At 38.3% G+C, this 12,938-nt stretch carries 11 protein-coding genes and 1 pseudogene; 1 reads left to right on the top strand and 11 read right to left on the bottom strand.

The genetic code is table 11. The features are described from left to right. Positions 1 to 520 precede the first annotated feature (520 nt). The 11 genes and pseudogenes from nuoK to AFK68_RS29455 all read right to left on the bottom strand — a co-directional run bounded on the left by nuoK (position 521) and on the right by AFK68_RS29455 (position 11,619). The gene (nuoK, locus tag AFK68_RS29505) at positions 521 to 826 is read right to left on the bottom strand and encodes an NADH-quinone oxidoreductase subunit NuoK (RefSeq protein ID WP_210407680.1); all 306 of its coding nucleotides are present in this window, start codon (positions 824 to 826) and stop codon (positions 521 to 523) included. Between the two features lie 101 nt (positions 827 to 927). Then, a pseudogene (locus AFK68_RS29500) lies at positions 928 to 1,235 on the bottom strand (NADH-quinone oxidoreductase subunit J); the annotation flags it as partial. A 1-nt stretch (position 1,236) separates the two neighbouring features. Continuing rightward, a partial coding sequence (locus AFK68_RS29495; RefSeq protein WP_246844539.1) for an NADH-quinone oxidoreductase subunit J occupies positions 1,237 to 1,744 on the bottom strand: 508 nt, incomplete at its 3' end. 610 nt (positions 1,745 to 2,354) lie between these two features. After that, positions 2,355 to 2,969 (bottom strand): NAD(P)H-quinone oxidoreductase subunit I, encoded by a 615-nt coding sequence (gene ndhI, locus AFK68_RS29490; protein WP_094677412.1) that lies wholly within the window; start codon positions 2,967 to 2,969, stop codon positions 2,355 to 2,357. A 458-nt stretch (positions 2,970 to 3,427) separates the two neighbouring features. Continuing rightward, positions 3,428 to 4,546: an NADH-quinone oxidoreductase subunit NuoH gene (gene nuoH / locus AFK68_RS29485; protein ID WP_094677410.1), complete on the bottom strand. Its 1,119-nt coding sequence runs from the start codon at positions 4,544 to 4,546 to the stop codon at positions 3,428 to 3,430. A gap of 1,290 nt (positions 4,547 to 5,836) precedes the next feature. Further along, positions 5,837 to 6,979 (bottom strand): citrate synthase, encoded by a 1,143-nt coding sequence (locus AFK68_RS29480; RefSeq protein ID WP_094677408.1) that lies wholly within the window; start codon positions 6,977 to 6,979, stop codon positions 5,837 to 5,839. 102 nt (positions 6,980 to 7,081) lie between these two features. Next, entirely contained in the window at positions 7,082 to 7,561 is a 480-nt protein-coding gene (gene sixA, locus AFK68_RS29475) for a phosphohistidine phosphatase SixA (protein ID WP_094677406.1), read from the bottom strand. A gap of 114 nt (positions 7,562 to 7,675) precedes the next feature. Next, positions 7,676 to 8,206, bottom strand: coding sequence for an HNH endonuclease (locus AFK68_RS29470; RefSeq protein WP_246844540.1), 531 nt, complete (start codon positions 8,204 to 8,206; stop codon positions 7,676 to 7,678). A 39-nt stretch (positions 8,207 to 8,245) separates the two neighbouring features. After that, positions 8,246 to 9,576, bottom strand: a 1,331-nt coding sequence (gene ltrA / locus AFK68_RS29465; RefSeq protein WP_143438423.1) for a group II intron reverse transcriptase/maturase, incomplete at its 3' end; no start/stop codon positions are given. A gap of 31 nt (positions 9,577 to 9,607) precedes the next feature. Then, positions 9,608 to 9,785: reverse transcriptase N-terminal domain-containing protein (locus tag AFK68_RS29460; RefSeq protein ID WP_210407679.1), on the bottom strand; the 178-nt coding region annotated here is incomplete at its 3' end. A gap of 1,336 nt (positions 9,786 to 11,121) precedes the next feature. After that, a complete protein-coding gene (locus AFK68_RS29455; RefSeq protein WP_094677400.1) occupies positions 11,122 to 11,619 on the bottom strand; it encodes an HNH endonuclease in 498 nt (165 codons plus the stop codon). Positions 11,620 to 11,949: 330 nt separating this feature from the next. Between AFK68_RS29455 and alr the strand changes: the two genes are divergently transcribed. Next, positions 11,950 to 12,938, top strand: a 989-nt coding sequence (alr, locus tag AFK68_RS29450) for an alanine racemase (protein ID WP_094677398.1), incomplete at its 3' end; no start/stop codon positions are given.

The raw sequence follows: 12,938 nt of genomic DNA, 5'->3' as shown, positions 1-12,938 counted from the left end.
GGACAATAAATAGTTCTATAAAAACGAACCGAGAAATGTTAAAAACTTCTCAAATTAAACATTTCCCGGTGTTAAGATGTAACCATTTCCTGTTGAATTGCTGCGTCTCAACTATCAACTATTAGCTATTAGTGATTAACTTATTATCACAGTAACTATAATTATTCTACAACGAGAATTAATAGTTATGAAAAAAAGGCGATCGCCTAAAGTTGAATTCTGAATGCTAATAGCAGTTTAGCAGTAGGGTGCGTTAGGCGCTTACTACAAACTACGGTTGAACTGTTAAATGTTACGTTGCGCCGTAACGCACCGTTTAGTAGTTTGTAGTTATCCCGAATATTGTCGGTGCGTTACACTGCGCGACATGAAAAGCGCAGCGTTTCGCTTTCCTACGGAATGCTGACGCAAACGCGATATGTTTGCGGAGCATTCCGTCAGGAAAAAACGGAGTTGTGCGTTAGCTAAACACACCCTACTAGAATTTTTCGGCTTTTTAAGCTGAATACTTACTTTAAAACTACCACTTCAATAAATTAAATTCTTCCATATCCACCGTATCACGGTTACGATAAATTGCCAAAACTATAGCTAAACCAACAGCAGCTTCAGCAGCAGCAACCGTAATTACAAAAACAGTAAAAACCTGACCTTTAATATTTTGAGCATCTAGAAAATTAGAAAAACCCATCAAATTCAAATTTACAGCATTGAGAAGTAACTCAATAGACATCAACACCCTAACTGCATTACGACTGGTAACTAAACCATAAATTCCTATACAAAAAAGTGCTGCTGCTAATAACAAAAAATACTCTAGATGCAATTCCATAAACTTCTTAAACCTTTTAATTTATTTATAGCACTTACCAATAGATGATAATTAATAATTAGAGATAGTTTTCATTATAAATTATCCATTATCAATTATCCATTAATTTCCCTAGAACTTGAAACTAATTCACGAGGACGTTCAGGCAAACTTAAAACAGGTGTTTGAGGAATATCAGTTGGTACTTCATCAGGCAAAATATCTCGACGAGCCAAAATAATAGCACCCACCATTGCCATTAACAAAAACACAGAAGCAAGCTCAAAAGGAAGTAAAAAATCTGTAAAAAAGTGCTTGCCAATTAAAACAATTGAACTTTCTTCAGCAACAGCTCCACTAACAGGAACTGACCAAGAAGTAGACAATACCATTGTACTTAATAAAGCAAACAAACCAACACAAANCTCGACGAGCCAAAATAATAGCACCCACCATTGCCATTAACAAAAACACAGAAGCAAGCTCAAAAGGAAGTAAAAAATCTGTAAAAAAGTGCTTGCCAATTAAAACAATTGAACTTTCTTCAGCAACAGCTCCACTAACAGGAACTGACCAAGAAGTAGACAATACCATTGTACTTAATAAAGCAAACAAACCAACACAAACTAAACCTGTAGCTGCCTTTCTAAACCAAGCATTAGGCAAAGCCTTAAAATCTTCTCTTTTATTTACAAGCATAATTGCAAATAAAATCAAAACATTAACAGCGCCAACATAAATCAAAACTTGGGCAGTAGCCACAAAATCAGCATTTAATAAAAGGTATAAACCAGAAATGCTGAGAAATACTCCACCTAAAAGAAAAGCTGAGTAGACAATATTAGAAAATAATACTACTCCCAAAGCTGCCCCAATCATCATTACAGCTAAGATAGCAAATGAAACGAATTGAACCCCTTGTGCTAAATCCACTTTTTATTCCTTTAAATATCTCTGAATTTTGAATGATATTTTGTTATAGCAATCCTAAATAGATTCTAATATTTGATCGTAGTAGTTTAGTCTTTTGACCCAATTTGGGCTTGGATTTGGAGACCAAACCCCTACAATTTTTTCTGACAAATCATTTAGGAGTTTAGTCTTTTCATCCAATATTGACTTGGGGAAAGGAGACCGAACCCCTATAATTTTTTTCTAACAAATCATTTAGGAGTTTAGTCTTTTCATCCAATATTGACTTGGGGAAAGGAGACCAAACCCCTACAATTTTTTCTGACAAATCATTTAGGATTACTATAAGCTGGTAGTTATTAGTTAACGGCAACTAAAAATTAACTTAAGCATCTCATAACTAATAACTAATAACTAACAAATATTTGTTTACTTTAACTAGGGCTTGCTGATTAAACCTCAAATCATTAACAATAAAGGTAAATGCATTTTTAGGTTTAAAAAAGTGCCAGGTTTTAAGTATAAAACACTAAAAAACTTAGCATTTTGGGCAGACAAGAGCAAAAAAAATACTCCCCTACTCTCCTACTCCCCTACTTCTGAAAAAGACTTTTTCAGCAAACCCTAACTATTACTTCTCTGTTGTTTCTGCTGCTGGCTTTTCAGCTTCTATTTGTTCCAGAATTTCTTCTGGCCGGAGACCAGCACGACGCTCTGTATGAGAAACTGTATGAGGGTCAATAACTCCTTTAGGCAAGTAAGCTAGTTCTCGCATAGGAGTAACCATTGGGTCATTTGTCACCTTGTATGGTAATCTACCCAGAGCAACGTTATCGTAATTCAACTCATGGCGGTCATAAGCTGCTAACTCATACTCTTCTGTCATTGATAGACAATTAGTAGGGCAATATTCTACACAGTTTCCACAGAATATACAAACTCCAAAATCAATACTGTAATGGTTGAGCTTTTTCTTTTTAGTTTGTTTATTAAATTCCCAATCTACTACAGGTAAATTAATCGGACAAACCCTTACACAAACTTCACAAGCAATACACTTGTCAAATTCAAAGTGAATTCTACCTCTAAATCTTTCAGAAGGAATCAACTTTTCATAAGGGTATTGTACAGTAATGGGGCGACGGCGCATATGGTCAAAAGTGACTGATAAACCTTGACCAATATATTTGGCAGCTTGAATAGTTTCTTTAGCGTAATCGCTTACTTGGTTGAGGAATTTGAACATGGGTTTTTGCTTTATAAAACTTTAGAGTAAAAATTTGAGCTTTATTTCCTGCTTCAACTATGGGGAAGAAGTTTTAACCGAAAGTATAGCTAAAGTCAGAAGTCGGTAGGGGCGAATGGCCATTCGCCCCTACATTCCCAGCAAGAAGTAAGTTTGACAGAGGCGAGAATCTCTTAATCGTCCTGGTGGATGGTATATATTTGAAATTTTAGATACAGTTTAATCAAAAAATCTCAAATCAGCTATTTATTTATCCGCCAAAAGCAAATGGAAAAGCTAATTTTAGAGCGGCAGTTAATAGCAAGTTAACCAAAGCCACTGGCAACAAGAATTTCNCCTACATTCCCAGCAAGAAGTAAGTTTGACAGAGGCGAGAATCTCTTAATCGTCCTGGTGGATGGTATATATTTGAAATTTTAGATACAGTTTAATCAAAAAATCTCAAATCAGCTATTTATTTATCCGCCAAAAGCAAATGGAAAAGCTAATTTTAGAGCGGCAGTTAATAGCAAGTTAACCAAAGCCACTGGCAACAAGAATTTCCAACCCAAGTTCAATAATTGGTCAATTCTCACCCTTGGTAATGTCCAACGTAACAAAACTGCTACAAAGACGAGTAGATAAGCTTTGATTAAGGTCATGGTAATACCCAAGGTGGCATTGATTATTTGTAGCCAAGGAGTCGTTTCACTCACCCCAAACAAGTTAGAGAGAAGTTCTACTGGAACTGGAGACTCCCAACCACCCAAATATAAAACCGCTACAAGTAGAGAAGATAAAACTAAATTGACATAGGACGCTAAGTAATACAGAGCAAATTTCATGCCAGTATATTCAGTTTGATATCCAGCCACCAATTCTTCTTCTGCTTCTGGAAGGTCAAAAGGAAGACGTTCACATTCTGCCAATACTGCTATCCAGAAAATTATGAACCCTAATGGTTGTCTCCAGATATTCCATCCCAAGATGCCATAACTTGATTGTTGTTCAACTATATCAATTGTGCTGAGACTGTTGGACATCATTACCACTGCCAATACAGCTAAAGCCAGAGGAATTTCATAACTAATAGACTGTGCTGCTGCTCGTAGACCTCCTAATAGAGAATATTTATTATTAGAGGCATAACCAGACATTAGTAGTCCAATAGGTTGAATACTCGAAAGAGCAATCCACAAAAATATTGCTACCCCCAGGTCTGTAATTACTAAATTTTGTCCAAAGGGCACTACTAAGTAGGAAAGAAATACAGGTATAGCTACAATGACAGGTCCTAACGTGAATAGTAAGGGGTCTGCTTTGGCCGGAACAACGTCCTCTTTGAAAACTAACTTCAGACCATCAGCAAGGGGGGCAAGAGTTCCTAGAGGACCGATAAATTCTGGACCAATTCTTTGTTGTGCTGCCGCAGATATTTTCCGCTCCAACCAAACTGTTACTAGAACGCCGACAGTCGCACCGACGATCATTAATAACATAGGGAATGGTAGCCATAGAGTTCTAGCTATTTCTGAGGATAAGCCCAAATCTACGAGGGCTTGAATAAATGTTCTTTGTAGATCGATTCCTGGATTCATTTACAATCTGTCTATTTATTTAGATAAAGTTAATTTAATTGTTCATTTGATAGGGTAGCTCATAGGTTGGAGCTTAATTATATTTGCACTTAATTACTCTCAATCTTCTGGATTACTCCAGGCAATCAACTACTAAGTATAATTGCTCAGTTTATTCTAGTGCTATAGTAGCAGGTTAGTAACATTACTTTGACATTATGTTACTTTTATAGAACCCATTTGGAATATAAGCAAAGGTCCAGGTTTTTGGCTCTTGAGTCAGAATTCAGCAATTCTGAATTGGCGGAGATGGAAAAATAGAATAGAGGAAAAAGGTAGAATAATGGCTCCCTTGCTTCACTATGTTAAACTTTCCCCTACTCCCTCACTCCCCTACTCCCCATCTATGAATTTTAAATAAATCCCTTCAGAGGTTCTATAGAAGCCCTAACCGTATCTCCATAAAATAGGTTGGAGGGAGAATTAATTGATAAAAAATGGGTAATAATTGATTTGATGATGGGATGAGTGGCAGATATCTAATACNGGGAGAATTAATTGATAAAAAATGGGTAATAATTGATTTGATGATGGGATGAGTGGCAGATATCTAATACACCCCATCTCCCCATCTCCTCATCTCTCCACACTCCCCCAATCCCCTACTCCCCTACTCTCAATCTATAATTTTAAATATATCCCTATCAGGGGTTCTATAGTGCTAAACCCTAGGGGGTAGGGAATAGAGAATAGCAAATAGTATACTTTCAAACGGTTTTCCTACGGAATGCTGCGCAAACAGGATTTATAAATGTCAAATCCCTTAATGCGTAACGCTATAACTTCAAATATGAAATATGAATAACAATAGCTCTATTAACATACCCCATCTAGATCCCTATTTCACCCATAAGTGATGCTAAAGCCTCAAGTAGGGAGACAATATCGGTTTACCGAATAATTAAGGTTTCAAGCCTTCTATTTCAAGAGAAACAATGAATCTATTTTCCTTTTATTCAATCCAATCCGTTTAAGGGATAGGTAATTATCAATTATCAATTATTGAACTCCTCTAATAATTAATTTAATATTTGCCTGAATGCTTAGTTTTCAGTTTATTAGATGTATATCAGTAGGCAATTCGTTCATTTTTTGATTGATAAAAAATGTTGATTGTGATATTCATTAACCTCAACTATAAACATTCGTAAGAACAATACCGAGCCTTAGTCCTAATAATTTAGACATAAGCTTGGCTATACTAGACTTGACTGAAAAAGTATAACCTTATCCAGGATAATAGAACATAAATTAACGTTCTTCACAGGGAGTATAAGGAACATTATGATCTCCTGTATAAATTTGTGTAGGACGGAAAATCCGATTAGCAACTAATTGTTCTTTCCAGTGAGCTAACCAACCAGCCACACGAGCAATGGCAAATACAGGTGTAAATAGATCGCTAGGAATACCTAATTTCCGATAAACAAGGCCAGAATAAAAGTCCACATTTGGGTAAATTCCTTTGTGTCCTAGTTTTTCCTCTACAACCTTTTCCATCTCTAAAGCTATCTCATAATATTTGTCGTAGCCAAACTTTTCAAATAACTGTTCTGCTAGTTCCTGAAGAATAATTGCTCTGGGGTCTTTCACTTTATAAACTCGGTGACCAAAACCCATAATTTTTGCCTTAGTCTCAAAACATTTTTCTAGATATGGTCTAACATTTTCTACCGAACCAATTTCAGACAACATAGTAATCACATCTTCATTTGCTCCTCCATGTAGGGGGCCAGCAAGAGTCCCCACTGCTGAAGCTATAACCGCATAAGGGTCAGTCAAAGTAGAAGCTGTCACCATTGCTGAGAATGTAGAAGCATTAATAGTATGTTCAGCATGGAGAGTCAGACAAACATCAAATATTTTTGCTGCTAATGGATCGGGTTCCTTTTCATTGAGCATATATAAAAAGTTAGCTGCATAGTCCAAATCATCTCTTGGCTGTACAGGGTCATTACCTTTACGCATTAACTGGAAAGCAGCTACCATTGTGGGGATTTTGGCCAATAACCTAATTACGGCAGACCTAATATATTCTGGGTTATCAAGAGCACGACGAGAATAAAATAAACCTAGAGCTGCTGCTGAAGCCTGTAGAGCATCCATAGGATGTCCAGTTTCCGGGAAACATTTCATCATGTCCCGAATGCGATATTTAATTCTTCTGTGATAGCGAATATCCTCTTCAAAGCTATCTAATTCTTTTTTACTGGGAAGATTGCCCCAAATTAATAAATATGCTGTTTCTAGAAAAGAACTCTTTTTTGCCAGTTCTTTAATATTAGTGCCTCGGTATTCCAGTATCCCTTTTTGTCCATCGACGTAGCTGATACTTGATTCGGTAGCGGGAACACCTTCTAAACCAGGCTTAAATTCGATGCAGACGACGGACATGACTATCCCCTTTACTTAGATTAGATGTGAATATTCTCAAGCTACATTATCAACTAGGTTAGTTATGTTGTTGTTTTGACAATAATCTATTAACAATTCTGGTTAATCTAGTAAAAATTTTGGCGCTGTGAGCCAAAACATTTGACTATTGCCTACTGGTGAACCAACTTCCGGCAAGGAAATACCTATCACGCCTGCTTTTTTGAGTATTAATACTTGTCTGGCTTCTCCCCAGCTCAGAATTTCTGCCCAGTTTGCTAAGTCTGGTTGATGGCCTACTAGGGCTAATTGCCTGTTTTCTTGAGGTTGCCATGTTTCTAGCCATTGTAGCCAGAGATTAATATCTCCACCAGGGGCTAAAGGAGAAAATTCTTCTACTTTAGAACTTAATTTATTAGCTTGAAGAATTTTAGCAGTTTGATTTGCTCTAACTAAGGGACTGGTAAGAATTAGATTGAAATTAAGACCTAGTTGTTTGAGTTTTTGAGCAATTTTGTGAGTTTTGCGATCGCCTATTTCTGTTAGGGGACGTTCTGCATCTGTGTCATAATTTTCTCTATCACCAGCTATACCGTGACGAATAAAATGTTAGAGTCGATAGAGGCGTTTCCACCTCTACCTCTCTTTCAGAACCGGACGTGAGACTTTCACCTCATCCGGCTCCTCGTTAACCCCATCCTTTGTCATGGATACGACTCAAAACGGACTGTCATCGTGGCTCTTATGGAGGGAGCCATCATAGGCCGTTTTTGTGTCATGGCAATGTCTGTGTAGAAGTTGTAGGTTACTGTATGTATCCTTACCACCCTTGCTTTTAGGTACTATGTGGTCAACTTCTAGTAGGTCTTCACTCGTAAAATGTAGACCGCAGTGGGGGCATTTTCCTTTTTGCATTTTGATTAATTTGGCTACCCTTGTGGGTGTTCCTGGGTATTTCCCCCTGCGCTTGCTCCAATAATTCCAGTCACCGTTGTATGGACTTACTTTACCTTTGACTTTAATATGTCTACTAATTGGTTTTTCTAAGTGTGTTCTTAGAGTTAGTCCTTCTTCGGTGCTGAAGCACCAATTTTTGTTTCCTACTGTTTTCCAGTATTTTTCCTTGTTGATGCTACCCTTTCCCCTGTACCTAGCCCAAGCCCTTAATTTTCCGTAAACAAGGTAGTCCAGTTTATTAAATGTTCTCTTGCTTACGACCGCTGAGTAATAATTGGTCCACCCCCTTATAATTGGGTTAAGCCTGCTAATAAGTGCTGCTTGGGGGGNCAATTTTTGTTTCCTACTGTTTTCCAGTATTTTTCCTTGTTGATGCTACCCTTTCCCCTGTACCTAGCCCAAGCCCTTAATTTTCCGTAAACAAGGTAGTCCAGTTTATTAAATGTTCTCTTGCTTACGACCGCTGAGTAATAATTGGTCCACCCCCTTATAATTGGGTTAAGCCTGCTAATAAGTGCTGCTTGGGGGGCTGTTTTATGCCTTTCTATGACTTCAGCGATGTTTTTGTAATGTCCTTGGACCTCTTTCTTTGCAGGAGTAATTATTGTATTAAAGCCTAGCTTGGTTCCATTTGAGTTGGAAGCACTTCTATAGCTTCCTACTCTGTGCTGTCGAATGTGGAACCCTAAAAAGTTAAACCCTTTTTCATTTAATGTGTGGGTTATTTTTGTTTTGCTAGGTTTTAGCTCCAAACCCATGTCTTTTAGCCAATCTTCTATTACCTTTTGGCATTCTTGGATTATTGCCCTATCCTCATGGAGTATCACGAAATCGTCTGCGTATCGGATGAAGTTTAGAGATTTACGATTGTCTCGCTTACTTCCTTTTAGTGTATCCGCATACTCCATAATCCTTTCTTCCATACCATGTAGGGCTATATTTGCCAGTAGAGGGGAGATTGTTCCTCCTTGTGGCGTTCCTTCTGTGGTAGGAAATAGAGTGCCTTGGTTATCTACATATCCCGCTTTGAGCCATTTTTTGATGACTCGTCTTATTTTGGGAAATGTGTTTAACTTTTTGAGCAGGGTATCTTGGTTGATGCGGTCGAAACATTTGGCAATATCCGCATCAAGCACATACTTGGCTTTAAATCTGACACTATTGAAGATAGCTTCAATGGCGTCGTGACATGAGCGTCCTGGTCTGAATCCATAACTGTTTGGCTCGAATTTCGCCTCCCACTCTGGCTCCAATGCTAGTTTGACTAGCGTTTGCAAGGCACGGTCATGTATTGTTGGTATTCCTAAAGGTCTTTTCTCATCACTGTTTGGTTTAGGAATGAGTACCCTCCGTGTGGGGTGGACTTTTCCAGTGATTCTCAGGTTTTTTGCTAGCTTCAACCGCTTAGTTGGGGATAACTTTTTAACACCATCCACTCCTGCGGTGTTTTGGCCTTGATTGTCCTGAGTGACTCTTCTTACCGCCAATAATCTTGCATACCAAGACCTAATCAGGGTCTTTTGAAGCTTACGCACTGCTTGGACATCACCACGCTCACTCGCTTGAAATATTCGCTTTTGCAACTTGAATGATAATCTCTCGGCTTTTCGCCAATTTATATCTTTCCATTCCTCCATCAGTTTTACCTGTGTATTAGACATATATATTGCTACTATTGACTATTTCTTTGGNCCAATAATCTTGCATACCAAGACCTAATCAGGGTCTTTTGAAGCTTACGCACTGCTTGGACATCACCACGCTCACTCGCTTGAAATATTCGCTTTTGCAACTTGAATGATAATCTCTCGGCTTTTCGCCAATTTATATCTTTCCATTCCTCCATCAGTTTTACCTGTGTATTAGACATATATATTGCTACTATTGACTATTTCTTTGGAGTTACCGTGAGTACGTCAGCATATACAATCCATTACAGATTGTCGTTGGCTTCTTACTCAATCCCGCCCTTATATATCATGCGGTTAGCACCTACTGGGCATCGACCAGTCCCAGAGATATATAAAGGTTACTTCGTTCCGATTACACATTGTCTTGAGTCTTTAGTGGCGGTACTATCCACCGGGTTTATGGGCGGTGCTGGTAAGTCGAATGTTCACTCGCTTACGCCCTATCCTTGCCTTTTGGCTTGGCCTTCAACAGTCCTTATGGCCATTATACATAACGATGGTTCAGACATACCTTTGCTTTCGCTACACATGGACTCTTGCTTGACAGTCACCAGATTTGACTACCAGTGGTCTGCCTTTTAACCCCGCTTTATTTTTAGGCTTGCTAAACCTAAAAATAGGGGTCATGCTTTCACCTCTGCACTTGAGGGGAGGTCTTGCACCTCATGTGTAATCAGTTCTTACAGCAAATGAGCTGTAGTAACCGTCCCATAGGCTTTAGCCTAATTTAGGTTAAACGAATCGCACAAACATTTGTACTCATAATCACTATTTTTAGGGAGTAGGGAGTAGTTAGGTTCAACAATTATTAATTATTACCTCTTCTTATAAATAAGAGGATTGAGCAAAAGCATTTTTTTTCTTTTTTATCCATGAATGGAGAGGCTTTCTACCTTGATTTTTCGGTAATTTACAGAGGAGTCAGGAGTTAGGAGTTAGGAGTTAGGAGTCGAGAATCACAAAGATTTAGTAGTTATGAAGATTGGAGATTTTTTTTATGTCCAATCGAACCTTCCTTTTCAAGAGTATAAAAAAGGAAATTTCAGATATCAAACTTCTGGCTGAACCCGGAGGTATTGATAACTTATGACTGATAGATAAAATAAAAGATGGCTATTAGACATCTCCAATCATAAAAAGTAAAACCAATTATCGCATATAGAAGCCCTAACAGTATCTGCGCAAAGATCAGGGTTTTTGGCTCTTGAGTCAGGAGTCGTAGGGGCGATTTCGTTCCGAATGCTGTCGCTAACGCGTTTGCGTTAGCGTTAGCGCAGCTCCTCTGCAAGAGGCAGCTCCTCTGCAAGAGGCAGCATTCCGTAGGAAATCGCCATTACAGTAGTCAGGAGATGGAGAATATAGAAAAAAGGTAGAATTTAAATCATCTCCCCTACTCCCCTACCCTCAATCTATAATTTTAAATAGATCCCTTCAGGGGTTCTATAAATCATTAATTATTCCCCCCTACTCCCTCTTTTGATACAAAAAACCCCTGCGCTCAGATGGGCAGGGGTTTCACAGACCAATAACATATTTTCGCCATTCTTTGTTATTACCACTTTTAACGTGTTTAGTCAATTCAAAGTAAAGACCACTATGGGGTTTTCGAGGAGGATAATCCAAAGTCATATTAGCCTCTCTAGGAGTACGACTTCCTTTTCGTACATTACAGCGAACACAAGCAGTCACAAGGTTTTCCCAGGTATCACCTCCACCACGCGATCGCGGCACTACATGATCTAAAGTCAAATCATCACCCACATAACCACAGTATTGACAGGAATGACCATCTCGGTGCATAATATTTCGGCGTGTTAAAGGAATATCTTTGTAAGGAACTCGGACATAGTAGCGCAGTCGGATGACTGTTGGTAACGGAATATCTGGAAGAAGGTATGTTCCGTTATGTTCAATTTGCTCCGCTTTACCTTTGAGTAACAAGACGATCGCTCGTCGCCAACTCGTGATATTGAGCGGTTCATAAGAAGCGTTCAACACTAAAACATTGGCCATTGATATTTCTGAAAAGAGAATATTTTCTCAGATATTAGCACAATTAATATTTCTGGGGACAAAAGTTTAGAGTTAAGCAATTTTCCACTAAATTTTATAAGTCTAAAAATATAACTAAGAAAGAATTGAGTGAGGAAATAGACCGATGATGAATCTTAGACTAAGAAGTTTTTTTCCCACTGTTTCTTATTCCCTGTTCCCTTTTCGGAATTTTTTTAGTTTTTTAAAAATAATCTTTTTGATTTTCTTATATACAACCTGATTTGATAAATTTTGGCAGTAGATTGTTTTAATAAATAAAAAATTGAACTGATTGAGGAGTGAGTGAAAATGTTAAGCTGGGAAAATGCTTCTTTTAAAACTCTGGCAACAGAAAGTTTAAATCAGGGAGCAATAGAAAGTGATGCTTATGGAGGTATTTGTCAAAGAGCATGGGTAGAAATTAACGATCAGGCATTGACTTATAATGTCCAACAAATTAAGAGCCTTTTATCAGATAAAACTCGATTAATGGGAGTAGTCAAGGCAGATGCTTATGGACATGGAGCGTGTAAAGTATCTCACACTATTCTAGAAGCTGGTGCAGATTGGTTGGCAGTAGCAACGGTGCCAGAGGGAATAGAATTAAGGTTAGCTGGAGTTGAAGCGCCAATTTTAATTTTAGGTGCAACAGATAGACCCGAACAAATTCAAGCGATCGCTCACTGGCAACTACAACCAACTATTTGCACGCCTCAACAAGCTCTAGTTTTCTCGGAAACTCTTTCCCACTACACTGAAGCAATGCCAGTACATCTCAAGTTGGATACGGGAATGTCTCGTTTAGGAACACCTTGGCAACAGGCAGTGGAATTTGTAAAATTTGTGCAGGGGTTACCAAATTTAAAAATTGCTAGTATTTATTCCCACTTTGCCACAGCAGATAACCCAGACCAAACAGTGATGAAACAGCAGCATCAAAGGTTTGAGGAAGCAATAGATTTGTGTGGTATTGGTGGAAAAAGTTCTCCTGGTGATATACGACTTCATTTAGCTAACTCGGCAGCGACATTAACTGACTCTGCCTTGCACTACGATATGGTACGGGTGGGTTTAGCTATTTATGGTCTGTATCCAGCACCTCATCTACAGGATAAAATTGACTTAAAACCAGCAATGCAAGTAAAAGCTAGGGTGACACAAGTCAAAACTATTGAAGCAGGTACTGGTGTGAGTTATGGTTATCAGTTTATTGCTCCAAAGCAGATGCGTTTGGCAGTGGTGGGTATTGGTTATGCTGACGGTGTACCTCGTAACCTTTCCAATAAGATGAAAGTCAT

The organism is Hydrocoleum sp. CS-953 (genome assembly GCF_002260545.1).
In the GTDB taxonomy this organism is placed as follows: Bacteria; Cyanobacteriota; Cyanobacteriia; order Cyanobacteriales; family Microcoleaceae; genus Trichodesmium.
The sequence above is the reverse complement of the archived record's forward strand: the minus strand, read 5'-3'. Positions and strand labels throughout refer to the sequence as shown.